This is a genomic window from Amycolatopsis thermophila (assembly GCF_030814215.1).
In the GTDB taxonomy this organism is placed as follows: Bacteria; Actinomycetota; Actinomycetes; order Mycobacteriales; family Pseudonocardiaceae; genus Amycolatopsis_E; species Amycolatopsis_E thermophila.
On the sequence record NZ_JAUSUT010000001.1, the window covers coordinates 4,843,415 to 4,868,356 of the forward strand.

At 73.2% G+C, this 24,942-nt stretch carries 24 protein-coding genes; 21 read left to right on the plus strand and 3 right to left on the minus strand.

What is annotated here, in order from left to right; genetic code table 11:
- The first annotated feature begins 50 nt into the window (after positions 1–50).
- Positions 51–1,529 carry a glycoside hydrolase family protein gene (locus tag FB470_RS23775; RefSeq protein WP_306999449.1) on the plus strand — a complete coding sequence of 493 codons (1,479 nt, stop codon included), beginning with the start codon at positions 51–53 and terminating at the stop codon, positions 1,527–1,529.
- A 43-nt stretch (positions 1,530–1,572) separates the two neighbouring features.
- Here FB470_RS23775 and FB470_RS23780 read toward each other — a convergent pair whose 3' ends face one another.
- On the minus strand, positions 1,573–2,046 hold the full coding sequence (locus tag FB470_RS23780) for a B-4DMT family transporter (RefSeq protein WP_306999451.1): 474 nt from the start codon (positions 2,044–2,046) through the stop codon (positions 1,573–1,575).
- 39 nt (positions 2,047–2,085) lie between these two features.
- On the opposite strand from FB470_RS23780, the gene FB470_RS23785 reads away from it, so the two are divergent.
- From FB470_RS23785 to nusB, 3 genes are read left to right on the plus strand one after another with little or no spacing between them, the layout of a single operon-like run.
- Positions 2,086–3,183: a M24 family metallopeptidase gene (locus tag FB470_RS23785; protein WP_306994956.1), complete on the plus strand. Its 1,098-nt coding sequence runs from the start codon at positions 2,086–2,088 to the stop codon at positions 3,181–3,183.
- A 36-nt stretch (positions 3,184–3,219) separates the two neighbouring features.
- A complete protein-coding gene (gene efp / locus FB470_RS23790) occupies positions 3,220–3,777 on the plus strand; it encodes an elongation factor P (RefSeq protein ID WP_027928694.1) in 558 nt (185 codons plus the stop codon).
- Between the two features lies 1 nt (position 3,778).
- On the plus strand, positions 3,779–4,231 hold the full coding sequence (nusB, locus tag FB470_RS23795; RefSeq protein ID WP_306994959.1) for a transcription antitermination factor NusB: 453 nt from the start codon (positions 3,779–3,781) through the stop codon (positions 4,229–4,231).
- A gap of 64 nt (positions 4,232–4,295) precedes the next feature.
- On the opposite strand, the gene bldD is transcribed toward nusB, so the two are convergent.
- Positions 4,296–4,784 (minus strand): transcriptional regulator BldD, encoded by a 489-nt coding sequence (bldD, locus tag FB470_RS23800; protein WP_020422358.1) that lies wholly within the window; start codon positions 4,782–4,784, stop codon positions 4,296–4,298.
- A 235-nt stretch (positions 4,785–5,019) separates the two neighbouring features.
- On the opposite strand from bldD, the gene pyrR reads away from it, so the two are divergent.
- The 13 genes from pyrR (at position 5,020) to FB470_RS23865 (ending at position 19,560) form a co-directional block, all read left to right on the plus strand.
- Positions 5,020–5,610: a bifunctional pyr operon transcriptional regulator/uracil phosphoribosyltransferase PyrR gene (pyrR, locus tag FB470_RS23805; RefSeq protein WP_306994970.1), complete on the plus strand. Its 591-nt coding sequence runs from the start codon at positions 5,020–5,022 to the stop codon at positions 5,608–5,610.
- Complete coding sequence (locus FB470_RS23810) at positions 5,607–6,539, plus strand: aspartate carbamoyltransferase catalytic subunit (protein ID WP_306994971.1); 933 nt, start codon at positions 5,607–5,609, stop codon at positions 6,537–6,539. The genes pyrR and FB470_RS23810 overlap by 4 nt, the downstream gene beginning before the upstream one ends.
- Positions 6,536–7,825 (plus strand): dihydroorotase, encoded by a 1,290-nt coding sequence (locus FB470_RS23815; RefSeq protein ID WP_306994973.1) that lies wholly within the window; start codon positions 6,536–6,538, stop codon positions 7,823–7,825. Before FB470_RS23810 ends, FB470_RS23815 begins: the two co-directional genes overlap by 4 nt.
- A complete protein-coding gene (locus tag FB470_RS23820) occupies positions 7,825–8,331 on the plus strand; it encodes a PH-like domain-containing protein (RefSeq protein WP_306994974.1) in 507 nt (168 codons plus the stop codon). The genes FB470_RS23815 and FB470_RS23820 overlap by 1 nt, the downstream gene beginning before the upstream one ends.
- Complete coding sequence (gene carA / locus FB470_RS23825) at positions 8,328–9,458, plus strand: glutamine-hydrolyzing carbamoyl-phosphate synthase small subunit (RefSeq protein ID WP_306994976.1); 1,131 nt, start codon at positions 8,328–8,330, stop codon at positions 9,456–9,458. The genes FB470_RS23820 and carA overlap by 4 nt, the downstream gene beginning before the upstream one ends.
- Complete coding sequence (gene carB / locus FB470_RS23830) at positions 9,458–12,772, plus strand: carbamoyl-phosphate synthase large subunit (protein WP_306994977.1); 3,315 nt, start codon at positions 9,458–9,460, stop codon at positions 12,770–12,772. Before carA ends, carB begins: the two co-directional genes overlap by 1 nt.
- Positions 12,773–12,785: 13 nt before the next feature.
- Positions 12,786–13,595 (plus strand): orotidine-5'-phosphate decarboxylase, encoded by an 810-nt coding sequence (gene pyrF, locus FB470_RS23835; RefSeq protein ID WP_306994979.1) that lies wholly within the window; start codon positions 12,786–12,788, stop codon positions 13,593–13,595.
- A gap of 118 nt (positions 13,596–13,713) precedes the next feature.
- Complete coding sequence (gene mihF, locus FB470_RS23840) at positions 13,714–14,031, plus strand: integration host factor, actinobacterial type (protein WP_017983071.1); 318 nt, start codon at positions 13,714–13,716, stop codon at positions 14,029–14,031.
- On the plus strand, positions 14,028–14,705 hold the full coding sequence (gmk, locus tag FB470_RS23845; RefSeq protein ID WP_306994983.1) for a guanylate kinase: 678 nt from the start codon (positions 14,028–14,030) through the stop codon (positions 14,703–14,705). The genes mihF and gmk overlap by 4 nt, the downstream gene beginning before the upstream one ends.
- Before the next feature lie 4 nt (positions 14,706–14,709).
- Positions 14,710–14,982: a DNA-directed RNA polymerase subunit omega gene (rpoZ, locus tag FB470_RS23850; protein WP_017983069.1), complete on the plus strand. Its 273-nt coding sequence runs from the start codon at positions 14,710–14,712 to the stop codon at positions 14,980–14,982.
- Positions 14,975–16,195 carry a bifunctional phosphopantothenoylcysteine decarboxylase/phosphopantothenate--cysteine ligase CoaBC gene (gene coaBC / locus FB470_RS23855; protein ID WP_306994986.1) on the plus strand — a complete coding sequence of 407 codons (1,221 nt, stop codon included), beginning with the start codon at positions 14,975–14,977 and terminating at the stop codon, positions 16,193–16,195. Before rpoZ ends, coaBC begins: the two co-directional genes overlap by 8 nt.
- 58 nt (positions 16,196–16,253) lie before the next feature.
- Positions 16,254–17,456, plus strand: a complete 1,203-nt coding sequence (metK, locus tag FB470_RS23860; RefSeq protein ID WP_306999453.1) for a methionine adenosyltransferase — start codon at positions 16,254–16,256, stop codon at positions 17,454–17,456.
- A gap of 34 nt (positions 17,457–17,490) precedes the next feature.
- Positions 17,491–19,560 carry a primosomal protein N' gene (locus FB470_RS23865; protein ID WP_306994988.1) on the plus strand — a complete coding sequence of 690 codons (2,070 nt, stop codon included), beginning with the start codon at positions 17,491–17,493 and terminating at the stop codon, positions 19,558–19,560.
- Positions 19,561–19,562: 2 nt separating this feature from the next.
- Here FB470_RS23865 and FB470_RS23870 read toward each other — a convergent pair whose 3' ends face one another.
- Complete coding sequence (locus FB470_RS23870) at positions 19,563–20,096, minus strand: hypothetical protein (protein WP_306994990.1); 534 nt, start codon at positions 20,094–20,096, stop codon at positions 19,563–19,565.
- A gap of 51 nt (positions 20,097–20,147) precedes the next feature.
- Between FB470_RS23870 and ggt the strand changes: the two genes are divergently transcribed.
- The 4 genes from ggt (at position 20,148) to FB470_RS23890 (ending at position 24,925) form a co-directional block, all read left to right on the plus strand.
- A complete protein-coding gene (ggt, locus tag FB470_RS23875; RefSeq protein ID WP_306994991.1) occupies positions 20,148–21,842 on the plus strand; it encodes a gamma-glutamyltransferase in 1,695 nt (564 codons plus the stop codon).
- Positions 21,843–22,080: 238 nt separating this feature from the next.
- Positions 22,081–23,007, plus strand: coding sequence for a methionyl-tRNA formyltransferase (gene fmt / locus FB470_RS23880; protein WP_306994993.1), 927 nt, complete (start codon positions 22,081–22,083; stop codon positions 23,005–23,007).
- Complete coding sequence (locus tag FB470_RS23885; RefSeq protein WP_306994995.1) at positions 23,004–24,419, plus strand: RsmB/NOP family class I SAM-dependent RNA methyltransferase; 1,416 nt, start codon at positions 23,004–23,006, stop codon at positions 24,417–24,419. The genes fmt and FB470_RS23885 overlap by 4 nt, the downstream gene beginning before the upstream one ends.
- Complete coding sequence (locus FB470_RS23890; RefSeq protein ID WP_306994996.1) at positions 24,416–24,925, plus strand: flavoprotein; 510 nt, start codon at positions 24,416–24,418, stop codon at positions 24,923–24,925. The genes FB470_RS23885 and FB470_RS23890 overlap by 4 nt, the downstream gene beginning before the upstream one ends.
- The last annotated feature ends 17 nt before the right edge of the window (positions 24,926–24,942 follow it).

Genomic DNA, 24,942 nt, shown 5'->3' on the forward strand with positions numbered 1-24,942 from the left:
CCGGTGCGGAGGGAAGGACGACGGTGGGATTGCGCAAGGTGCTCGGCGGGATGCTGGCCGCGGTGCTGGCCGTCACCGCCCTGGCCGGGTGCACCGGCAACGTCCCGCCGCAGGCCGAGGGCGTCGGGCGCGGCGGGATCGGCGCGCGACCGGACACCACCACGCCCGTTCCCGACGCCGTCCGGCTGAAGACCGACTCGCCGCGGGAGAGCCCCGGCATGGTCGCCGCGGGCGGCCCCGGCGCGCCCTACAACTACGGCCCGACGCTGATGTCCGACGGCGGCACCACCCGCATGTGGTGGTGCAGCCAGTACCCGGGCGCGTTGCCGCCGGGCGACGACGTCCTCTACGCCGAGTCGGGGTCGCTCGACGGTCCCTTCACCGGTCCCGGCGGCTCGGTGCCGCCCGCCGTCCTGTCCGGCAACCCCGGCCAGTTCGACGGCGTGCACGCCTGCGACCCGTCGGTGATCCGCGTCGACGGCACCTACTACCTGTACTACACGGGCGCGGCGGGCGACCACGCGCTCGGCAACTCGATCGGCCTCGCGACCAGCACCGACGGCATCACCTGGCAGCGCGCGGGCGGCGGCCGGCCCATCGTCGACCCGGCGCACGACACGCACCGCGACAACCTCTACGGCGTCGGCCAGCCGTCCGCGGTGTACCTGGACGGCTGGTTCTACCTGATGTTCACCGACACCACCGGCCTGGCCGCCGGCTGGAACGGCGCGGGCCAGTTCGTGCTGCGCTCCACGGACCCCGCGTTCGGGAGCAACGTGGAAGCGCTGTCCGAGGCCGGGTTCACCCCGGTCGCCGGCACCGCCGTGCCGCGCACGAAGTCGCTGGCCGACGCCTTCAGCGCGGACCTGATGTGGATCGACGCGCTGAACGCGTGGGCGATCGCGCACGAGACGGCCGACGGCACCACGATAACGTTCTGGGACCGCGACTTCGCCCGCACCCCGTACCAGCCGCTGCTGATCCCCGGCCCCTGGCGGGAGGGGCCCGGCCTGGTCCGGCGGCCGGACGGGCACGCCCCGGTGTCCGCCACCGACCCGTGCGGCCGGGTGCCGCTCGACGTCGTGCGGGCGACCGTCACCGGCGAGGCCAACGCGCCCACCGACCTGCGGCGGTTCGGGCTGGACATCACCGGGCTCACCGCGTGCGGTGATCCGCAGCGGGCGCTGACCCTGCTCGACGGGTTCGCGATGCCCTCGCCGGTGCGCACCATGGACCTCGTCGTGTCCGGCCAGGTGGTGCGCGTCGACCGCCGCTCGGTGGCGCAGGAGCTGGCGGACCACGTGCTGGACTCCCGGCCGGACGTGCTCGACCGGTTCCCGGTCGTGGCGCGGCTGGAGTCGGGAACGCGGGCGCTGAAGTCGGGCGAGCTGGGCGTGGGCTTCCTGCTGGACGACGGCCGGCTCTACCCGGTGCGGCGCCCGGACGCGGTGGCGGTCAACGGCTCGGCGACCGAGGACGTCACCGCGGCGCAGTGGCGCAGCTACCCGGCCGGCCCGGCGCTCGGGTGACCCGGCCGCGGCGGCGTTTCGCCAGGCCCGGCGGTCGGCCCGGTCAGTCCTTCGCGGCCGGGCTGGGGCGCGGTGCGGGCCGGGGGCGCGGACGACGAGCCGGGCGCTCCGGCGGACCGTCGCCTGCGGGGCGCTTGAGCCGCCCGCCCACGAACAGGCCCAAGCCGGCGGGGACGAGCACCAGCAGCGCCGTGAAGGCCGCACCACCGGTGATCGCCGGCCACAGCTCCTCGGTGCCGGTGCGGTCCACGAAGATCCCGCGCCCGATCACGTACAGCACCCCGGACACCGGCCCGGCGACCAGCGACGCGATGAACCACGTGCGCCCGGCGTCGGCGCGGCGCAGCCACGCGTCGAGCGCGCTCCACAGCGCCGCCGCGCCCACCAGCAGCGCGATCACGGCGATCCGGGTGGTGGTCAGGCCCGTCGGGTCGTAGACCGTCGCCTTCGCCAGCGCGATCTCGGCGATCGCGTGCAGCACCGCCATGCCCAGACCTCGAACCAGCCAGGACCGCATACCCATCCACCCATCGTCGCACCGCACTAAGCTGCCACTGTGCCCGACCTCCACGCCTCGCGGCGAGATGCCTTGCGCACCGTGCTCAACGAGTCCGGCGTCGACGCGTTGCTCGTCACGGACCTGCTCAACGTCCGCTACCTGACCGGCTTCACCGGTTCCAACGCCGTGCTCCTGGTCCACCGGGAGGGCGAGGCCCGCACGGTGTTCTGCACCGACGGCCGTTACACCACACAGGCCGCCGCCGAGGTGCCGGACCTCGAACGGGTCATCGAGCGCGAGTCCGCCGCGGCCCTGCTGGCCCGCGCGGCGGAGGAGGCCGCGGCCCACCGCCGCACCGGCTTCGAGAGCCAGCACGTCAGCGTCGAGGCGTACGACGGGTTCACCCGGATCGCCGAGGGCATCGAGCTGACCCGGGCCCCCGGCCTGGTCGAGCGGCTCCGGCTGGTCAAGGACGAGACCGAGATCGAGGCGCTGCGCATGGCGTGCGCGGCCGCCGACCGCGCGCTCGCCGGGCTGCTGGAGCACGGCGGCATCCGCCCCGGCCGCACCGAGCGCGAGGTCGCCCGCGACCTGGAGGACCGGATGCTCGACCACGGCTCGTCGGGGCCGTCGTTCGACTCGATCGTGGCCGCCGGGCCCCACTCGGCCATCCCGCACCACCGGCCCACCGACCGGGTGCTGCGCACCGGCGACTTCGTCAAGCTGGACTTCGGCGCGACGATCGACGGCTACCACTCGGACATGACCCGGACCGTCGTCCTCGGCCGCCCCGCGGCCTGGCAGGAGGACCTCTACGAGCTGGTCCGCCGCGCGCAGGAGACCGGCCTGGAAGCGTCACTGGCCGGCCAGGAGGTCGCCGACGTCGACCTGGCCGCGCGGCGCGTCATCGAGCACGGCGGGCACGGCGAGGAGTTCTCGCACGGGCTCGGTCACGGCGTCGGGCTCGAGGTGCACGAGGCACCGAGGCTCGCCGAGAACGGCGCCGGTACACTGGCCGTCGGCATGACGGTCACCGTGGAACCAGGCGTCTACCTCGCCGGACGCGGTGGCGTGCGCATCGAGGACACGCTGGTCGTGCGGGACGCCGATCCCGAACTCCTCACCCTGAGCAGCAAGGAACTCGTGGTCGTGTAGCGCGGCCCGATCGGAAACAGGAGAACTGGACAACCCGTGGCCACCACCAACGACCTGAAGAACGGCCTGGTGCTGAACCTGGACGGACAGCTGTGGTCCGTCGTGAACTTCCAGCACGTCAAGCCGGGCAAGGGTGGCGCCTTCGTGCGCACCACGCTCAAGCACGTGCTGTCCGGCAAGGTGGTGGACAAGACCTTCAACGCGGGCACCAAGGTCGACACCGCGACGGTCGACCGCCGCAACATGACCTACCTGTACAACGACGGGTCGGACTTCGTGTTCATGGACGGCGAGACCTACGACCAGATCACGGTGCCGCGCGAGACCGTCGGCGACGGCGCGAACTACCTGCTGGAGAACACCGAGGTCCAGGTCGCGATGCACGAGGGCGTGGCGCTCTACGTCGAGCTGCCCACCTCGGTCGAGCTGGTCATCCAGCACACCGACCCGGGCCTGCAGGGCGACCGCTCCACCGGCGGCACCAAGCCGGCCACGCTGGAGACCGGCGCCGAGATCCAGGTGCCGCTGTTCCTGAGCACCGGCGAGAAGGTCAAGGTCGACACCCGCGACGGCCGTTACCTGGGCAGGGCCTAGGTTGTCCGACTCCGCATCGGCACCCCGGCGCGGCGGCCACGGCCGCCGCGCTCTGCGCAGGCGCGCCGTCGAGATCCTGTACGAGGCCGCGCAGCGTTCGCTCGATCCGGTGACGCTGCTCGCGGACCGGGTGGGTTCCACCGACGCCGACCCGGTCGGCGACTACACGATCTCGCTCGTCGAGGGCGTCACCGCGCACCGCGAGCGCATCGACGAGCTGCTGGCCGAGCACGCGCACGGCTGGAGCCTGGACCGCATGCCGCCGGTCGACCTGGCGGTGCTGCGAGTGGGCGTCTACGAGCTGCTGTGGGCCGCCGACGTGCCGGACCCGGTCGCGATCGACGAGGCGGTCGGCCTGGCCAGGGAGCTGTCCACCGACGACTCGCCACGGTTCGTCAACGGCGTGCTGGGCCGGATCGGCACGATCGCCGACCGCATCCGGGCCGTGCTGTAGGAACTCGGCAGAAGAGCCCGGCGCGCGGAGATCGCGCCGGGCTTTTCGCTGGTCAGGGGCCTTCTCAGTCCTCCTTGGCGGGTCGCGCCTCGGGCGGCAGGACGCCCCAGTCGATGAGCTGCTCGGTCAGCTCGCCGGGGGTCATGTCGTAGATGATGGCCAGCGACCGCAGGTCCTCGGTGCGGATGGACAGCACCTTGCCGTTGTAGTCGCCGCGCTGGCTCTGGATGGTGGCGGCGTAGCGGGCGAGCGGTCCGACCTTCTCGGCCGGCAGCTGCTGGAGCCGCTCCAGGTTGATGACGATCTTGGTGGCGGGTTCGGCCCCGGACGGCACCCGGCCCTCGGGCAGCAGCTCGACCACCGGTACGCCGTAGAAGTCGGCCAGCTCGGCCAGCTTCTGGACCGTCACGGCGCGGTCGCCACGCTCGTAGGAACCGACCACGACGGCCTTCCAACGTCCGCCGGACTTCTGCTCGACCCCGTGCAGGGACAGACCCTGCTGCTGGCGGATCCCGCGGAGCTTCGCCCCGAGCGCCTTGGCGTAATCGCCCATCTGGTGGTTCTCCGTTTCCTCGCCCAGTCGGTCTCATGGGCCGCCGGGGGACTGCCGAGTTGAACACTCAGAGTAATGGTTACGCATTGTCGTCACCAGGTCAAGAACGGGATGCACCTGCCACCACCCGGATGGCTGAACGACACCGCCTGTTAGCATCGGGTGGATTTCCTCGGCAAGCAGGAGATCGACGTCCTTTAAGGACCCGTCCGGTGAGGCGGGGAAGGAGTCTGCTGTGGCGTCACGCCCTCGTGACGCGGCAGCACCAGGTGGCGAGCGCGAGTTGCTCTCCGCCGGTGATGTCGCGCGCACCATCGCCCGGATGGCCCATCAGGTCATCGAGAAGACCGCCCTCGGCGGCGGCCCGGGCGCACCTCCCGTTCTCCTGGGCATCCCGACCCGGGGCACCTCGCTGGCCACCCGTCTGGCCGAGCGGATCGCCGAGTTCGCCGGCGTCGAGCCCCCCACGGGAGCCCTGGACATCACCCTGTACCGCGACGACCTGCGGCGACGCCCGACGCGGCCGCTCGCGGACACCACCCTGCCGGAAGCCGGCATCGACGACCGCGTGGTGATCCTGGTCGACGACGTGCTGTTCTCCGGCCGGACCGTGCGCGCGGCGCTGGACGCCCTGCGCGACCACGGCCGGCCCCGCGCCGTGCAGCTGGCCGTCCTGGTCGACCGCGGGCACCGCGAGTTCCCGATCCGCGCCGACTACGTGGGCAAGAACATCCCGACCGCACGCGCCGAAGACGTCGCCGTCCTGCTGTCCGAAGTGGATGGGCGCGACGCGGTGCTGCTGCGCGAGGGGGAAGCGAAGGCATGAAGCACCTGCTGGCCACCGACGGCCTCGACCCCGACCTGGCGACCGCGGTGCTGGACACCGCCGACGGACTCAAGCGGACCCTGCTCGGCCGCGAGGTCCGCAAGCTGCCGACGCTGCGCGGCCGCACGGTCATCACGATGTTCTACGAGAACTCCACCCGCACCCGGGTCTCGTTCGAGATCGCCGGGAAGTGGATGAGCGCCGACGTGGTGAACGTCTCGGCGGGCGGCTCGTCCGTCGGCAAGGGTGAGTCGCTGCGGGACACCGCGCTGACCCTGTCCGCCGCGGGCGCCGACTGCGTCATCGTCCGGCACCCGGCCTCGGGCGCCGCCCAGCGCCTGGCCGGCTGGCTGGAGGGCACCGGCACCTCGGTCGTCAACGCCGGTGACGGCATGCACGAGCACCCCACGCAGGCGCTGCTCGACGCGGCCACCCTGCGGGAACGGCTCGGCGGCATCAAGGACCGCCGCATCGGCATCGTCGGCGACGTCCTGCACAGCCGGGTCGCGCGCTCCAACATCCACCTGCTGTCCGCGCTGGGCGCCGAGGTCGTGCTCGTCGCCCCGCCGACGTTGCTGCCCGCCGGGGTCGGCGCGCTGCCGGTGACCGTGTCACACGACCTGGACGCGGAGCTGCCCGCCCTGGACGCGGTGATGATGCTGCGGGTCCAGGCCGAACGCATGCACGGCGGGTTCTTCCCGTCGGCGCGCGAATACTCGATCGCCTACGGCCTCAACGAGGCGCGGCTGCGGCTGCTGCCCGAGCACGCGGTGGTGCTGCACCCGGGCCCGATGCTGCGCGGCATGGAAATCGCCTCCGCCGTCGCGGACGCGCCGTCCGCGGCGATCACCGAACAGGTCCGCAACGGGGTGCACGTGCGGATGGCCGTTCTCTACCACCTGCTCGCCGGAGAGGAAGACGCGAAGTGACCCAGGTTCTGATCAAGGGCGCCCGGCTCTACGGCGAAGGCGACCCGGTGGACGTCCTGGTCACCGGCGGCACCATCGCCGAAATCGGCGAACTCCAGGCACCCGGGGGCGCCGAGGTGATCGAGGCCGGCGGCCAGGTGCTGCTGCCCGGCTTCGTCGACCTGCACACCCACCTGCGGGAACCCGGACGCGAGGACACGGAGACCATCGAGACCGGCTCGGCCGCGGCGGCACTGGGCGGCTACACCGCGGTCTTCGCGATGGCCAACACCGAGCCGGTCGCCGACAACGCGGTGATCGTCGAGCACGTGTGGCGCCGCGGCCGCGAGGTCGGCCTGGTCGACGTGCACCCGGTCGGGGCCGTGACCGTCGGGCTGACGGGGGAGCGGCTCGCCGAGCTGGGCACGATGGCGAAGTCGGCCGCCGGCGTGCGGATGTTCTCCGACGACGGCCACTGCGTGCACGACCCGCTGATCATGCGCCGGGCGCTGGAGTACTCGACGGCCCTGGACGTGGTGATCGCTCAGCACGCCGAGGAGCCGCGGCTGACCGTCGGCGCCCAGGCCCACGAGGGCGAGCAGGCCGCGCGCCTGGGCTACGCGGGCTGGCCCGCCTCGGCCGAGGAGTCGATCGTCGCGCGGGACTGCCTGCTCGCCGAGCACGCCGGCGCCCGCATGCACGTGTGCCACGTGTCCACCTCCGGCACCGCCGACGTGCTGCGCTGGGCGAAGGACCGGGGGACCCGGGTGTCCGCCGAGGTCACCCCGCACCACCTGCTGCTCACCGACGAGCGCCTGGCCACCTACGACCCGGTGAACAAGGTCAACCCGCCGCTGCGGACCAACCGCGACGTCGACGCGCTGCGCGCGGCACTGGCCGAGGGTGTCATCGACTGCGTCGCCACCGACCACGCCCCGCACGCGCCGCAGGACAAGGACTGCGAGTGGTCCGCGGCCCGGCCCGGCATGCTCGGCCTGCAGACCGCGCTGTCCGTGGTCGCCGCCACCATGGTCGAGACCGGCCTGCTGGACTGGCGCGGCGTGGCGAAGGTCATGAGCGAGCGCCCCGCGGAGATCGCCGGCCTGCCTGACCAGGGACGACCGCTCGCCGTGGGCGAACCCGCCAACCTCGCGCTGGTCGACCCGGGCGCACAATGGACCGTGCGGGGGGCGGAGCTGGCCAGCCTCGCCGCCAACACCCCGTACGAGGGAATGCGGTTGCCGGCCGTGGTGACCGCGACGATGCTGCGCGGGCGCGTGACGGCCCGCGAAGGGAAGATCTGCTGATGGACCGGTTGCTGCTCACCCTGCTGGTGTTCGCGTTCTTCCTGCTCGCGCTGTGGGCCATGCGACGAAGCTGGCGGCGCCGCGCCCGGTCGCAGAGCGCCCAGCTGCCGCCGTTCCCGCAGACCCCGGACGACCCGGGGGAGGAGCTGCTGCCGGAGGCCAAGGGCCTCTACGTGAGCACCACCACCGCCGGCAACTGGCAGGACCGCATCGTCACCCGCGGGGTCGGGATGCGCGGGCGCGCGGTGCTGCGCCGGTACGCGGGCGGCGTGGAGATCGACCGCGCCGGCGCGCCCGGGTTCTTCATCCCCCGGGACTCCATTGTGGAGGTCAAGCGCGCGAGCGCCATCGCCGGGAAGGTGATGGGCACCGACAGCCTGATCGTCATCACCTGGCGCCTGGGCGAGCGGGAGCTGGACACCGGCTTCCGCGGCGACGACCTCGACGTCTATCCACAGTGGATCGAAAGTTTGTCCGAACGAGAGATCAAGGGAGGGGCCCAGTGACCGTGGGCACCAGGACACCGGCCGCATTGGTGCTGGAGGACGGGCGGGTGTTCCGCGGATCGGCCTACGGCGCCCAGGGCCGCACACTGGGCGAGGCCGTGTTCTGCACCGGCATGACCGGCTACCAGGAGACGCTGACCGATCCGTCCTACCACCGCCAGATCGTGGTGCAGACCGCGCCGCAGATCGGCAACACCGGCTGGAACGACGAGGACGACGAGTCCGCCCGCATCTGGGTGTCCGGCTACGTCGTGCGCGACCCGGCCCGCACCCCGTCGAACTGGCGGTCGCGCCGCACGCTGGACGACGAGCTGGCCCGCCAGGGCGTCGTCGGCATCAGCGGCGTCGACACCCGGACCCTGACCCGCCACCTGCGTGAGCAGGGCGCCATGCGCGCCGGGGTGTTCTCCGGCGACGCGCTGGACACCGAGGAGGCGATGGTCGCGCAGGTGCTCGCGAGCCCGCCGATGAAGGGCTCCGACCTGGCCGGTGAGGTCACCACGAAGGAGCCCTACGTCGTCGCGGCGGAGGGCGAGCGCCGCTTCCGCGTCGCCGCGCTGGACCTGGGCATCAAGTCCAACACCCCGCGCCAGATGAGCCGCCGCGGCATCGAGCTGCACGTGCTGCCCTCGACCAGCTCGCTGGAGGAGGTGCTGGCCGTCGAGCCGGACGGGGTGTTCCTGTCCAACGGCCCGGGCGACCCGGCCACCCAGGACCACGCGGTCGCGCTGACCGAAGAGGTCCTGCGCCGCGAGATCCCGCTGTTCGGCATCTGCTTCGGCAACCAGATCCTCGGCCGCGCGCTGGGGCTGGGCACCTACAAGATGCGCTACGGCCACCGGGGCATCAACATCCCGGTGATCGACGTGGAGACCGGGCGGGTGGCGATCACCGCGCAGAACCACGGCTTCGCCCTGGAGGGCGAGCCCGGGCAGCGGTTCGACTCGCCCTTCGGCGCCGCGCAGGTCAGCCACTACTGCCCGAACGACGACACGGTCGAGGGCGTGCGCTGCGCGGACGTGCCGGCCTTCTCGGTGCAGTACCACCCGGAGGCGGCCGCCGGCCCGCACGACGCCGCGCCGCTGTTCGACGAGTTCGTGACCCTGATGGAGAAGAAGAGCCGCTGATGCCGAAACGTACAGACATCGAGCACGTGCTCGTCATCGGATCCGGCCCGATCGTGATCGGCCAGGCCGCCGAGTTCGACTACTCGGGCACGCAGGCCTGCCGGGTGCTGCGCGAGGAGGGCCTGCGGGTCTCGCTCGTGAACTCCAACCCGGCCACGATCATGACCGACCCCGAGTTCGCCGACTCGACCTACATCGAGCCGGTGACCCCGGACTTCGTGGAGAAGGTCATCGCGGCCGAGCGCCCGGACGCCCTGCTCGCCACCCTGGGCGGGCAGACCGCGCTGAACACCGCCGTCGCCCTGCACGAGCGCGGCGTGCTGGAGAAGTACGGCGTCGAGCTGATCGGCGCCGACATCGACGCCATCCAGCGCGGCGAGGACCGGCAGAAGTTCAAGGACATCGTCCGCACCATCGGTGGCGACGTCCCCCGCAGCCGGGTCTGCCACTCCATGGAGGAGGTCCGCGAGACCGTCGCCGAGCTGGGCCTGCCGGTCGTCATCCGGCCCTCGTTCACGATGGGCGGTCTCGGCTCGGGTATGGCGCACACCGACGAGGAGCTGGAGCGGCTGGCCTCGATCGGGCTGGCCGAGTCGCCGGTCACCGAGGTGCTCATCGAGGAGAGCGTGCTCGGGTGGAAGGAGTACGAGCTCGAGCTGATGCGCGACCGCCACGACAACGTGGTGGTGATCTGCTCGATCGAGAACATCGACGCGATGGGCGTGCACACCGGTGACTCGGTCACCGTCGCCCCGGCGATGACCCTGACCGACCGCGAGTACCAGCACATGCGCGACGTGGGCATCGCGGTGCTGCGCGAGGTCGGCGTCGACACCGGTGGCTGCAACATCCAGTTCGCGATCAACCCGCGCGACGGCCGCATGGTCGTCATCGAGATGAACCCGCGCGTGTCCCGCTCCAGCGCGCTGGCGTCGAAGGCCACCGGCTTCCCGATCGCCAAGATCGCCGCGAAGCTCGCCATCGGCTACACGCTGGACGAGATCCGCAACGACATCACCGGCGAGACCCCGGCCTCGTTCGAGCCGGCCCTGGACTACGTCGTGGTCAAGGTGCCGCGGTTCGCGTTCGAGAAGTTCCCCGGCGCCGACCCGGCGCTGACCACCACGATGAAGAGCGTCGGCGAGGCGATGGCCCTGGGCCGCAGCTTCCCGGAGGCCCTGGGCAAGGCGCTGCGCTCGATCGACACCAAGGCGGCCGGGTTCTGGACCACGCCGGACCCCGAGGGCGCCACCCTGGAGAACACCCTCGAAGCGCTGCGCACGCCGCACGACGGCCGGCTCTACGCGGTCGAGCGGGCGCTGCGCCTGGGCGCCACCGTGCAGCAGGTGCACGAGGCCAGCGGCATCGACCCGTGGTTCATCGACCAGATCGCCCTGATCGGCGAGATCGGCGCCGAGGTGCGCGACGCCCCGGTGCTGGACGCGCCGCTTTTGCGCGAGGCCAAGCGCGTCGGCCTGTCCGACCAGCAGATCGCCGCGCTGCGGCCGGAGCTGGCCGGTGAGGACGGCGTGCGCGCGCTGCGCCACCGCCTCGGCGTGCGGCCGGTGTACAAGACGGTGGACACCTGCGCGGCCGAGTTCGCCGCCAAGACGCCGTACCACTACTCGGCCTACGAGTCCGACCCCGCGGCGGAATCCGAGGTCACCCCGCAGCCGGACAAGCCCAAGGTGCTCATCCTGGGCTCCGGGCCGAACCGCATCGGCCAGGGCATCGAGTTCGACTACTCGTGCGTGCACGCCGCGCTCGCGCTGCGCGAGGCCGGGTTCGAGGCCGTCATGGTCAACTGCAACCCGGAGACCGTGTCGACCGACTACGACACCTCCGACCGCCTCTACTTCGAGCCGCTGACCTTCGAGGACGTGCTCGAGGTCGTCTACGCCGAGCAGCGCTCGGGCACCGTGGCCGGCGTGATCGTCCAGCTCGGCGGCCAGACCCCGCTCAAGCTGGCGCAGCGCCTGGCCGACGCGGGCGTGCCGATCGTGGGCACCTCGCCCGAGGCGATCAACCTGGCCGAGGACCGCGGCGCGTTCGGCGATGTGCTGGCCGGCGCGGGCCTGCCCGCCCCGAAGTACGGCACCGCGACCTCGTTCGAGGGCGCCAAGCGGATCGCCGACGAGATCGGCTACCCGGTCCTGGTCCGGCCCTCCTACGTGCTGGGCGGCCGCGGCATGGAGATCGTCTACGACGAGGCCTCGCTGGCCGGCTACATCCAGCGCGCCACCGAGGTCACGCCGGAGCACCCGGTGCTGGTCGACCGGTTCCTCGACGACGCGATCGAGATCGACGTCGACGCCCTGTTCGACGGCGAGGAGCTGTACCTGGGCGGGGTCATGGAGCACATCGAGGAGGCCGGCATCCACTCCGGCGACTCCTCGTGCGCGCTGCCGCCGATCACGCTCGGCCGCCAGGACGTCGAGGCGGTGCGCGCCTCGACCGAGGCGATCGCCCGCGGCGTCGGCGTGCGCGGCCTGCTCAACGTGCAGTACGCGCTCAAGGACGACGTGCTCTACGTCCTGGAGGCCAACCCGCGCGCCAGCCGCACCGTGCCGTTCGTGTCCAAGGCGACCGGCGTGCAGCTGGCCAAGGCGGCGTCGCTGATCATGACCGGCTCCTCGGTCAAGGACCTGCGCACCCGCGGCATCCTGCCCGCCGAGGGCGACGGCGGGCACCTGCCGGTCGACGCGCCGGTCGCGGTCAAGGAGGCGGTCCTGCCCTTCCACCGCTTCCGCACCCCGGAGGGCAAGGGCGTGGACTCGCTGCTCGGGCCGGAGATGAAGTCCACCGGCGAGGTCATGGGCGTGGACACCTCCTTCGGTGAGGCGTTCGCGAAGTCCCAGGCCGGCGCCTACGGGTCGCTGCCCACCTCGGGCAAGGTGTTCGTCTCGGTCGCCAACCGCGACAAGCGGGCACTGGTGTTCCCGGTCAAGCGGCTGGCCGACCTCGGGTTCGAGATCCTCGCGACCTCCGGCACCGCCGAGGTGCTGCGCCGCAACGGCGTGCCCAGCACGGTCGTGCGCAAGTACTCCGAAGGGAGCACACCGGACGAGCCGAACGTGGTCGAGGTGATCACCTCGGGCGGGGTGGACATGGTGATCAACACCCCGTACGGCAACAGCGGCCCGCGCATCGACGGCTACGAGATCCGCACCGCGGCGGTGTCGCGGGACATCCCCTGCATCACCACCGTGCAGGGCGCCGCGGCGGCCGTGCACGGCATCGAGGCGCTCATCCGGGGCGACATCGGCGTCCGGTCGCTGCAGGACCTGCAGGCGGCGCTCAGGTCCAGGTCGTGAGGGGAGCGACGGCGTGACGGGCTTCGGTGCCCGGCTGGTGGAGGCGATCGCCGCGCGCGGGAACCTGTGCGCGGGGATCGACCCCCACCCCGGCCTGCTCGACGCGTGGGGGCTGGACCGTACTCCGGACGGCCTGGAGAAGTTCGCCCTGACGGCGGTTGACGTCCTGGCGCCGGAGGTTGCAGTCGTCAAGCCGCAGTCGGCGTTCTTCGAGGCGTTCGGGCCGCCCGGCGTGGCGGTCCTGGCCCGCGTGGTCGAGCACGCCCGCGACCGCGGCGCGCTGGTCCTGCTGGACGTCAAGCGGGGCGACATCGGGTCGACCATGGCCGCCTACACCGCGGCCTACCTGGGCGAGGCCGCCCCGATCCGGGCCGACGCGATCACCGTCTCGCCCTACCTCGGGTTCGGCTCGCTGGCGCCCGCCCAGGGCACCGGCGAGGGGCTGTTCGTGCTCGCCCGCACCTCCAACCCGGAGGCGACCGCGCTGCAGAACGCCTTGCTGGACAACGGGAAGACCGTCGCCCAGTCGATTGTGGACGAGGCGGCCCGGTGCAACGCCGGCGCCGGCACCCTCGGCGACGTCGGCGTGGTCGTGGGCGCTACCACCGGCGCGGGCGAGCTGGACCTGGCCGGGCTCAACGGCCCCGTCCTGGCGCCCGGTTTCGGGGCCCAGGGAGCCACCGTGGACGATCTTCGCCGCCTGTTCGGACCCGACCTGCCCGGGGTGCTGCCCGCGTCGTCCAGGGACGTTCTCAGGCACGGTCCGGACCCGCTCGCGCTGCGCGAGGCGGTGCGCCGCACCCAGGCGAGCCTGACCGGATAGCGCCAATATCAGGTCCCTGTCCTGGAACCGAGCGACCACCCCCCGCATTGTGGCCGGTGGCGCGGGGTGGGTACCGTCGCGTCACCCACCCAGAATTTTGAGTACTACGGAGGAAAACGTGGCACTTCCCCAGCTGACCGAGGAACAGCGCAAGGCGGCGCTGGAGAAGGCCGCTGCCGCTCGTCGTGCCCGTGCTGAGCTGAAGGAGCGCCTCAAGCGAGGTGGCACCACGCTCACCGACGTGCTGAAGCAGGCCGACGAGGACGAGGTCCTCGGCAAGATGAAGGTCTCCGCCCTGCTCGAAGCCCTTCCCGGCGTCGGCAAGGTGCGCGCTCAGCAGACCATGGAGCGCCTGGAGATCGCACCGAGCCGTCGACTGCGCGGCCTTGGTGACCGGCAGCGCAAGGCGCTGCTGGCCGAGTTCAGCGGCGAGTGAGCGACACCGGCAGCGACCGCGTCACCGGGGCCGGCGGGCATGCCGGCCCGGCGGCGCACCGTGAGCCGGCTCCGGACCAGGCACGACCGGGGTCCCGGAGCCGGCTCACGGTCGTCTCCGGCCCGTCCGGGGTCGGCAAGTCCAGCGTCGTCGGCGCCCTGCGCCGGCTGGACCCGGACATCTACTTCAGCGTCTCGGTGACCACCCGGGCGCCGCGTCCGGGCGAGGTCGACGGGGAGCACTACCACTTCATCGACCGGGCGATGTTCGACAAGATGGTCGCCGCGGGGGAGCTGCTCGAGCACGCCGAGTTCACCGGCAACTGCTACGGCACGCCGCGCGAGCCGGTCGAGCGGGCGCTGGCCGAGGGCAGGCCCGCGGTGCTGGAGATCGAGCTGCAGGGTGCGCGGCAGGTGCGCGCGGCCATGCCGGACGCCCGGCTGGTCATGCTCATGCCGCCGTCCTGGGAAGAGCTGGTCGGCCGTCTGACCGGTCGCGGCACCGAGGAGGAGGCCGCCGTGCGGGCCCGCCTCGCCGAGGCGGAGCGCGAACTGGCGGCCGCGGGTGAATTCGACGTGCGGTTGGTGAACGCCGACGTCGGGGAAGCCGCGCGGCAGTTGTTAGACTTGCTGCGGGGAGACCACCGACTTCACGAAGAGAACTCAGGAGCATAAGCGCGTGACCGCATCGCTCGGCATCTACGGCGAGGAACTCGAGGGCATCACCAACCCGCCGATCGACGACCTGCTCGCCAAGGTCAGCTCGAAGTACGCACTGGTGATCTACGCCGCGAAGCGCGCTCGTCAGATCAACGACTACTACGCCCAGCTCGGCGAGGGCCTGCTCGAGTACGTCGGCCCGCTCGTGGAGCCGGGCCCGCGCGAGAAGCCGCTGTCGATCGCGCTGCGCGAGATCCACGCCGGCCTGCTCGAGCACACCGAGGGTGAGTAAACCTCGCGTCGTGCTCGGTGTGGGCGGCGGTATCGCCGCCTACAAGGCCTGTGAGGTGCTGCGCGGGCTGACCGAGTCCGGTCACGACGTCCGCGTGGTGCCCACGGAGGCCGCGCTGAAGTTCGTCGGCGCGGCCACCTTCGAGGCGCTGTCCGGCCACCCGGTGCACACCGGCGTGTTCACCGAGGTGGACCAGGTGCAGCACGTCCGCATCGGCAAGGAAGCGGACCTCGTGCTGGTCGTCCCGGCGACGGCGGACCTGCTGGCCCGTGCGGCCCAGGGCCGCGCCGACGACCTGCTCACCGGCACACTGCTCACCGCGCGCTGCCCGGTCGTGTTCTTCCCGGCCATGCACACCGAGATGTGGGAGCACCCGGCCACCCGCGACAACGTGGCGCTGCTGCGCCACCGCGGAGCCGTGGTGACCGAACCCGCCGCGGGCCGGCTCACCGGCGCCGACACCGGCAAGGGGCGGCTGGCCGACCCGGCGGAGATCGTCGACCTGGCCCGGCTGCTGCTGGCCGCGCCCTCGGCGCTGCCGCGCGACCTCGAGGGCAAGCGCGTCGTCGTGTCCGCCGGTGGCACCCGCGAGGCGCTGGACCCCGTCCGCTACCTCGGCAACCGCTCGTCCGGCAAGCAGGGCTACGCGCTGGCCCGCGTGGCCGCGCAGCGCGGTGCGGAGGTCACGCTCGTGGCCGGCCACACCGTGGAGCTGCCCGAGCCCGCCGGTGCGGTGCTGCGCCGGGTGTCCAGCGCCGAGGAGATGCGCGACGCGGTGCGCGAGGCCGCGAAGGAGGCGGACATCGTCGTGATGGCCGCCGCGGTCGCTGATTTTCGTCCCGCGAGCCGGTCGGGTCACAAAATCAAGAAAACCGACGACGCGCCCGATCCGGTCATCACGCTTTCCCGAAATCCGGACATCCTCGCGGAACTGGTAACGAATCGATTGCCGGGACAGGTCATTGTCGGTTTCGCTGCGGAAACCGGCGACGAGCGCGGTAGCGTACTCGACCACGGCCGTGCCAAACTGCGGCGCAAGGGCTGTGACCTGCTGGTTTTGAACGCGGTCGGGGATGGCAGGGCGTTCGAGGTCGAGGAGAACGCGGGCTGGCTGCTGGCCGCCGACGGCACCGAGCGGCCTATCCCACTGGGCTCCAAAGCGCAACTGGCCGCCGCGGTCTGGGATGCCGTCGGGGAATTCATCAGGCACTGACCGGCCCGCCCTAGCCTGGCGGCCGGAGGGACAAAAGAGTTGATGGGATGTGAGCGTGGTGACCGCGTCTAATCGCAGGCTGTTCACTTCGGAGTCGGTGACCGAGGGGCACCCCGACAAGATCTGTGACGCCATCAGCGACTCGATCCTGGACGCCCTCCTGGCCAAGGACCCGCGCTCCCGCGTCGCGGTGGAGACGATGATCACCACCGGCCAGGTGCACGTCGCCGGTGAGGTGACCACCGAGGCCTACGCCGACATCCCGACGATCGTGCGCGAGCGGATCCTCGAGATCGGCTACGACTCCTCCGCCAAGGGCTTCGACGGCAACTCCTGCGGCGTGAACGTCGCCATCGGATCGCAGTCGCCGGACATCGCCCAGGGCGTGGACACCGCGTACGAGTCGCGCGTGGAGAACGCGATCGACGAGATCGACCGGCAGGGCGCCGGCGACCAGGGCCTGATGTTCGGCTACGCCTGCTCCGACACGCCCGAGCTGATGCCGCTGCCCATCGCGCTGGCCCACCGCCTGTCCCGCCGGCTGGCCCGCGTGCGCAAGGACGGCGTCCTGCCCTACCTGCGGCCGGACGGCAAGACCCAGGTCACCATCGAGTACGCCGGCGACCAGCCGGTGCGGCTGGACACCGTCGTGGTGTCCACCCAGCACGCCGACGGAATCGACCTGGACACGATGCTCGGCGTCGACGTGCGCGAGCAGGTCGTGATGCCCGAGGTGAACGAGCTCGACCTCGACCACACCGACGTGAAACTGCTGGTCAACCCGACCGGCCGGTTCGTCATCGGCGGCCCGATGGGCGACGCGGGCCTGACCGGCCGCAAGATCATCGTCGACACCTACGGCGGCATGGCCCGCCACGGCGGTGGCGCGTTCTCCGGCAAGGACCCGTCGAAGGTGGACCGCTCCGCCGCGTACGCGATGCGCTGGGTCGCCAAGAACGTCGTCGCCGCGGGCCTGGCCGGGCGGATCGAGGTGCAGGTCGCCTACGCGATCGGCAAGGCCTCGCCGGTCGGCCTGTTCGTGGAGACCTTCGGCACCGAGACCGTCGACCCGGCCAAGATCCAGGCCGCGATCACCGAGGTGTTCGACCTGCGCCCGGCCGCGATCATCCGCGACCTGGACCTGCTGCATCCGATCTACGCCGCGACCGCCGCGTACGGCCACTTCGGCCGCACCGACGTCAAGCTGCCCTGGGAGAACACCGACCGCGCCGACGCGCTGCGGTCCCTCGCCGGGGCCTGAGCCGTCCCGCGCGCGTCTGGTAGAGAAAGCAAGCGTGACCTCTTCCGACGCGCTCTGGGACCTGCCCGCCGCCGCGCCTCCCCGGCGCGCCGCGGCGAAGCGGCCCGTGTCCCGGAAGGGGCAGCAGAAGCCGGCCGAGCGCGACCCGATCGCGCGCATCGTCGTGGACGTGCCGCTGGCGCACCTGGACCGCACCTTCGACTACCAGGTGCCGGACAAGCTCGACGCCGACGCGGTGCCCGGCTGCCGGGTGCGGGTGCGGTTCGCCGGGCAGCTCGTCGACGGGTTCCTCGTCGAGCGCGCCGCCACCACCGAGCACAAGGGGCGCCTGGCGTTCCTGGAACGGGTCACCTCGCCCGAGCCGGTGCTGTCGCCGACCCTGCACGCGCTCGCCCGGCGCGTGGCCGACCACTACGGCGGCACGCTGATGGACGTGCTGCGGCTGGCGATCCCGCCGCGGCACGCGAAGGCCGAGTCCGAGCCGCCGCGCGATCCGGTGCGGGTGAGCCAGGCGCCGCCGGCGCAGGCGTGGCAGCGCTACCAGTTCGGCGGGTCGTTCACCGACGCGGTGCGGGCCGGGCGGCAGGCGCACGCCGTGTGGCAGGCGCTGCCGGGGGAGGACTGGCCGGCGCGGCTGGCCGAGCTGGCCGGGCTCGCGGCGGCGTCCGGCCGGGGTGCCCTGCTGGTGGTGCCGGACCACCGTGACCTGACTCGGCTGCACGACGCTTGCGCCCGGGTGGCGGGCGCCGACGCCGTGGTCGCGTTGTCCGCCGACACCGGGCCGGCCGAACGGTACCGGCGCTGGCTGGCGGTGTCACGCGGCTCGGTGCCGATCGTGGTCGGGACACGTGCGGCGATGTTCGCGCCGGTGGCCGACCCCGGGCTGTTCGTGGTGTGGGACGACGGCGACGACCTGCACGTCGACCCGCACATGCCCTACCCGCAGGTGCGGGACGTGCTGGCGTTGCGCGCGCACGCGCAGGGCGCGTCGTTCGTGGCCGGCGGTTTCGCCCGGTCGGCGGAGGCGCAGCTGCTGGTCGAGACGCGGTGGGCGCACCCGGTCACCGGGTCGCGGGACGAGCTGCGGAAGGCGGCGCCGCGGGTGACGCCGGTCGGCGAGGACTTCGACGTGGCGCGCGACGAGGCGGCGCGTGTGGCGCGGTTGCCGTCGGTGGCGTTCGAGGCCGCGCGGCAGTCCCTCGCGGCCGGGGCGCCGGTGCTGGTTCAGGTGCCGCGACGCGGTTACGTGCCCGCGCTGGCGTGTGCCCGGTGCCGGACCCCCGCCCACTGCCGCCGGTGCGCCGGGCCGCTGGGGTTGCCGGGCGGGGCGGGTGCCGACGTGGCCCATCCGCCGAGCTGCCGCTGGTGCGGGACGCCCGAGGCGCACTTCCGGTGCCCGGCCTGTGGTTCGGCGCGGCTGCGGGCGGTCGTCGTCGGCGCGAAGCGGACGGCGGAGGAGCTGGGCCGGGCCTTCCCGGGGACGCCGGTGCGCACCTCGGGCGCCCGCGAAGTGCTGGCGACCGTGCCCGGGCGGCCGGCGCTGGTCGTCTCGACACCGGGAGCCGAGCCGGTCGCCGAGGGCGGGTACGGCGCGGCGCTGCTGCTGGACGGCTGGGCGTTGCTGGGCAGGCAGGACCTGCGCGCGGCCGAGGAGACGCTGCGCCGGTGGATGACGGCGGCGGCGCTGGTGCGGCCCGCCTCGGCCGGCGGGCGGGTGATCGTGGGCGCGGAGGCTCCGCTGGCGCCGGTGCAGGCACTGGTCCGGTGGGACCCGGCCTGGCACGCCGAACGGGAGCTGTCCGAGCGGCGCGAGCTGGGGTTCCCGCCGGCGGTGCGGATGGCCAGCGTCGAAGGGTCGCCGGAGGCGGTGGCGGCGCTGCTGGAGGAGGCGGACCTGCCCGGGTCTGCGGAGGTCCTGGGCCCGGTGCCGCTGACCGAGCCCGACGAGGAGGGCCGGTCCGAACGGGAGCGGTCGCTGATCCGCGTGCCGCGCGGTGACGGCCGTGCCCTGGCCACCTGCCTCGCCGCCGCCCAGGCGACGCGGGCGGCGCGCAAGGAACAGGACGCCGTGCGGATCCAGCTGGACCCGCTGGCGTTGATCTGAGCTCAGCGGCGCAGCGTGTACAACGCCGCGGCGAACAGCGCGACCCCGGACAGCACGCCGGACACCAGACCGATCACCGCGGCGCCCGCGCCGGACGCCCGGAGCGCGAACCCCGCCACGCCGAGCGCGGTCTGCGTCCAGCCGAGCGTCCGGAACCGCCCGAGCCGGAACGCCCAGCCCATCGCCACGAAGTGCACGCCCACCACCACGGCGATCCACGCGACGCCGACCTCGCCGTGCCCGAGCACGCCGTTGATGACGTACAGCCCGGCGAACAGCGCCACCACCTCGGCGGCGACGATCACCCAGAACCGGTTGCGGTCGAAGAAGGTCGTACCCGCGCCGCCCTCGGGTTTCCCGCGTCGCAGCAGCAGCACGAGCAGCACCGCCGCCACCACCGCTCCGGCGATCCGCACCACGAGGGGCCACGGCGCGGCCAGGCCGCCGCTGTTGACGAAGACGAACACGAGCCCGAACACGATGGCGATGAGGGAGCCGATCGCCTCGCCAGCGCTGATCCTGGTCACGGTGATCATCCTGCCCGGTTCGGGTTGAGGGCGTGGGCGGAACGCGGAAGACTCCGGGAAATGCGGACTCTGCGTGGCGTTCCGGTTCTCCTGAGTGCTCTCCTGCTCGTCCCCGGCGTGGCGCAGGCGGACCAGGCACCGCCGAAACAGCCCGTCGCGACCGGGTTCGGCGGAGCGGTCGCCAGCATCGACGCCGACGCCACCGCGATCGGCACCCAGGTCCTGCGCGAGGGCGGCAACGCCGTCGACGCGGCCGTAGCCACCGCCGCGGCGCTCGGCGTCACCGACCCGTTCTCCGCGGGCATCGGCGGCGGCGGGTTCTTCGTCTACTTCGACGCCCGCACCGGCCGGGTCCACACCCTCGACGGCCGCGAGACCGCGCCCGCGTCGGCGGACGAAAACCTCTTCGTCGAGAACGGGCAGGCCCTCCCGTTCGACGAGGCCGTCACCAGCGGGCTGTCCGTCGGTGTCCCCGGCACGCCCGCGACGTGGCAGGACGCGCTGCGCGCGTGGGGCACCCGCTCGCTGAGCCAGATGCTGCGCCCCGCGGCGCGCCTGGCCCGGGACGGGTTCACGGTGGACCAGACCTTCGCCGACCAGATCACCGGCAACGCTGAGCGGTTCTCGGCGTTCCCCAGCACCCGGTCGCTGTACCTGCCCGGCGGCGCGCCGCCCGCGGTGGGCAGCACGTTCACCAACCCGGACCTGGCCGACACCTACGACACGCTCGCGAACCAGGGCGCCGGCGCGCTCTACCGCGGCCCGATCGCGGACGAGATCGCCGCCTACCGCACGATCGAGCGCGAACCCACGCACACCCGGCACCGCGGCCTGGACGTCTACGGCATGCCGGCGCCGTCCTCCGGCGGGCTCACCGTCGGCGAGGCGCTCAACATCCTGGAGGACTTCGACGTCTCGCACTTCAGCGAGGCCGACTACCTGCACCACTTCCTGGAGGCGAGCCGTCTCGCCTTCGCCGACCGCAACCGGTGGATCGGCGACCCGGCGTTCGTGGACGTGCCGTCGCGGGACCTGCTCAGCCGGCCCTTCGCCGACAGCCGCGCCTGCCTGATCGACCCGAACCGGGCCGCGACCGGGACCGTCGCCGCCGGCGACCCGCGCCACCCGCGGCCGTGCGCCGCGGGGCCCGCCGCGCCGACGCCGTACGAGGGCGAGAACACCACGCACCTGACCGTCGCCGACCGGTGGGGCAACGTCGTCGCCTACACGCTCACCATCGAGCAGGAGGGCGGCAGCGGCATGGTGGTGCCCGGGCGGGGCTTCCTGCTGAACAACGAGCTGACCGACTTCTCCTTCACGCCGGTCACCCCGGGGGTGCCCGACCCGAACCTGCCCGGCCCGGGCAAGCGGCCGCGGTCGTCGATGGCGCCGACGATCGTGCTCGAGCACGGCAAGCCGCTGCTGGCCGCGGGCTCGCCGGGCGGGGCGTCGATCATCACCACCGTGCTGCAGGTGCTGCTCGGCCGCCTCGACCGGGGTCTTTCGCTGGAAGAGGCCATCGCCGCGCCGCGGGCCTCCCAGCGCAACTCCGGCCCCGCGCAGGTCGAACCGGCCTTCCTCGCGCTGCGCGAGTCGTCCGACCTGCAGCGACGCGGGCAGCTCTTCTCGTCCACGCCGGCGGAGATCGGAGCCGCGACGGGGGTCGAGCACCTGCCGGACGGCCGGTGGCTGGCCGCGGCGGAGCCGGTGCGCCGCGGCGGGGGAGCGGCGCAGGTGGTGCACCCGGTGCCGTGATCCGCCCGGGGCGCTGGTCGGGGTGGTGCGCCTGCCGGACGTCGCTCGGGCGTCTGCCACATGGTGGTGCGCCTGCCGGACCGCGGTGCGCTGTCCGGGGAGGAGTGGCGTGGCGTGACGGGAGAGCGGGTGCAGGTGGCGCTCGTGGTGCCGTGATCCGCCCGGGCGGCGCGCCGTGGCCGGTCACTAGACTGGCTCCGATGCCCATCCAGTCCACACCCGCCGCCGAGGTGCGTTGATGCGTCTCGTGTTCGCCGGTACCCCCGAACCCGCCGTGCCCTCGCTGCAGGCGCTCCTCGACTCGCCGCGGCACGAGGTCGTCGCCGTCGTCACACGGCCCGACGCCCCCGCCGGCCGGGGGCGCAAGCTCCTGCGCTCGCCGGTCGGCGCGCTCGCCGACGAGCACGGCATCGAGGTGCTCACCCCGCCCAAGGCCGGCGACCCCGACTTCCTGGCCCGGCTGGCCGAACTCGCCCCCGACGCGTGCCCCGTCGTCGCCTACGGGGCGCTCCTGCCGCAGCGCGCCTTGGACATCCCGCCGCGGGGCTGGATCAACCTGCACTTCTCGCTGCTGCCCGCGTGGCGCGGCGCCGCCCCCGTGCAGGCCGCCATCCGCGCCGGCGACGAGATCACCGGCGCGTCCACCTTCCGCATCGTCAAGGAACTCGACGCCGGCCCGGTCTTCGGCGTCGTCACCGAAAAGATCGCCGACACCGACACCGCCGGCGCGCTCCTGGAACGCCTCTCGGTCTCCGGCGCCCGCCTCCTGGTGTCCACTTTGGACGGCATCGAGGACGGCGAGGTCCAGGCCGTGCCCCAGCCCGCCGACGGCGTCACCTACGCACCCAAGGTCACCGTCGACGACGCCCGCGTCACGTTCACCGACCCGGCCGCCGCCGTCGACCGGCTCGTCCGGTCGGTCACCCCAGAACCCGGCGCCTGGACGGAGTTCCGCGGCGAGCGCCTCAAGCTCGGCCCGGTCACCGTCGTCGACGAACCCGCGCTCGAGCCCGGCGAACTGCGCGTCGAGCGCAAGCGCGTCCTGGCCGGCACGGCGACGAAACCGGTGCGGCTGGGCGAGGTCCAGGCACAGGGCAAGAAACGCATGGCGGCCACGGACTGGGCCCGCGGCACCCGCATCGAGCAAGGAGAACGGCTGTCATGAACGAGCGCAGGCCCTCACGGCCCCAGCGCGGCCGCCCGGCGCCCCGCAAGCAGGGCCCCCGCCGGCCGCCGGCCGAGGACCCGGCGCGCCGCGTCGCGCTGGACGTGCTGCGCGCCGTCCGCCAGCGCGACGCCTACGCGAACCTGGTGCTGCCCGACATGCTGCGCCGTCGCCGCCTGTCCGGGCGGGACGCGGCGCTGGCCACCGAACTCGCCTACGGCGCCTCCCGCGCCCAGGGCATGCTCGACGCGATCATCGCGGCGTGCCTGGACCGCCCGCTCGACAAGGTCGACGGCCCGGTCCTGGACTGCCTGCGCCTGGGCGCCTACCAGCTGCTGCGCACCCGCATCCCCGAGCACGCCGCGGTCACCTCGACCGTCGACCTGGCGCGCGAGGACGCGGGCTCGCACGTCGCCGGGTTCGTCAACGCCGTCCTGCGCAAGATCTCCGAGCAGGACGAGGACGCCTGGATGGCGCAGCTGACGCCGGACCGCGACGCCGACCCGATCGGGCACCTGGCGATGCGCACCGCCCACCCGCGCTGGGTGGCGCGCGCGTTCGCCGAAGCCCTGGGCGACAAGGGTGACGACCTGCAGGCGGCACTCGAAGCCGACGACGCCCGCCCGGCCGTCCACCTGGCCGCCCGGCCCGGCGAGATCAGCGCCGACGAACTGGCCGCGATCACCGGCGGGGACGTCGCCCCGTACTCGCCCTACGGCGTGCACCTGCCCGCAGGCGCGGGCGACCCCGGTGACTCCGAGCCGATCCGCGAGCGCCTCGCCGTGGTGCAGGACGAGGGCAGCCAGCTGTGCGCCGTCGCGCTCACCCGCGTACCCCTGGACGGCCCCGACGAGCGCTGGCTCGACCTGTGCGCGGGACCCGGCGGCAAGGCCGGCCTGCTCGGCGCGCTCGCCGCCACGCAGGGCGCGCACGTCGATGCCGTCGAACAGGCCCCGCACCGGGCGAAGCTCGTCGAGCAGACGACCGGGGGCCTGCCGGTCACCGTGCACGTCGCCGACGGCCGCGAGTCCGGCCTCGAACCCGGCTTCGACCGGGTGCTGGTCGACGCGCCGTGCAGCGGCCTCGGCGCGCTGCGGCGGCGCCCGGAGGCGCGCTGGCGGCGCAAGCCCTCCGACGTGCCGGACCTGACCAAGCTGCAGGGCGAACTGCTCACCGCGGCGTTGGACCTCACCCGCTCCGGCGGCGTGGTCGCCTACGTGGTCTGCTCGCCGCACCTGGCCGAGACCGAGGGCGTGGTCGGCGAGATCGCCCGCCGCACCAAGGCCGCCGTGCTGGACGCGCGCGAGTTCTTCCCCGGTGTGCCGCAGCTGGGCGACGGGCCGTACGTGCAGCTGTGGCCGCACCGGCACGGCACGGACGCCATGTTCTGCGCCGTGCTGCGCAAGCCGTGACGGTCCTCGGGCTGATCGGCAGCTCGTGCGGGGGACTGGACATCCGGTTCCGCACCGAGCTCGCCGCGCCGGCCGCCGCCCGCGGCTGGCGCCTGGCGATCACGCTGACCCCGACCGCGTGGCACTGGCTGGACGCGGCCGGCGAACTCGGCGGGCTGGCCGCGCTGACCGACCTGCCCGTCCGGTCGGCGTCCCGGCTGCCCGCCGAACCGCGCCCGCACCCGGACCCGCCGGTGTTCCTGTTCGCCCCGGCCTCGGCGAACTCGGTCGCCAAGCTCGCGCTCGGCATCGCCGACAACCAGGCCCTCACCGTCCTCGGCGACGCCCTGGGCGACCCGGCGGTGACCATCGTCGTCGGCTACCAGGTGCAGGACAGCCGGTTCCGGCACCCGGCCTGGCGCCGGCACCTGGACACCCTGGCTGAGGCCGGCGTGCGGGTGCGGCGGCTGGAGTACGGCAAGCCCTGGTCGGACGTCCTGGACGTGCTGCCGGCGTCCACAGAGTGAGTGGCCCCCGGGCGGCG

What these genes read in the sequence shown, in the direction of transcription:
- ggt (WP_306994991.1), top strand. Translation starts at nt 20,148, where the DNA reads ATGCGGACTCTGCGTGGCGTTCCGGTTCTCCTGAGTGCTCTCCTGCTC.
- carB (WP_306994977.1), top strand. Translation starts at nt 9,458, where the DNA reads ATGCCGAAACGTACAGACATCGAGCACGTGCTCGTCATCGGATCCGGC.
- bldD (WP_020422358.1), bottom strand. Translation starts at nt 4,784, where the DNA reads ATGGGCGATTACGCCAAGGCGCTCGGGGCGAAGCTCCGCGGGATCCGC.
- FB470_RS23810 (WP_306994971.1), top strand. Translation starts at nt 5,607, where the DNA reads ATGAAGCACCTGCTGGCCACCGACGGCCTCGACCCCGACCTGGCGACC.
- FB470_RS23885 (WP_306994995.1), top strand. Translation starts at nt 23,004, where the DNA reads ATGAACGAGCGCAGGCCCTCACGGCCCCAGCGCGGCCGCCCGGCGCCC.
- FB470_RS23870 (WP_306994990.1), bottom strand. Translation starts at nt 20,096, where the DNA reads ATGATCACCGTGACCAGGATCAGCGCTGGCGAGGCGATCGGCTCCCTC.
- FB470_RS23780 (WP_306999451.1), bottom strand. Translation starts at nt 2,046, where the DNA reads ATGCGGTCCTGGCTGGTTCGAGGTCTGGGCATGGCGGTGCTGCACGCG.
- FB470_RS23775 (WP_306999449.1), top strand. Translation starts at nt 51, where the DNA reads ATGCTGGCCGCGGTGCTGGCCGTCACCGCCCTGGCCGGGTGCACCGGC.
- FB470_RS23820 (WP_306994974.1), top strand. Translation starts at nt 7,825, where the DNA reads ATGGACCGGTTGCTGCTCACCCTGCTGGTGTTCGCGTTCTTCCTGCTC.
- fmt (WP_306994993.1), top strand. Translation starts at nt 22,081, where the DNA reads ATGCGTCTCGTGTTCGCCGGTACCCCCGAACCCGCCGTGCCCTCGCTG.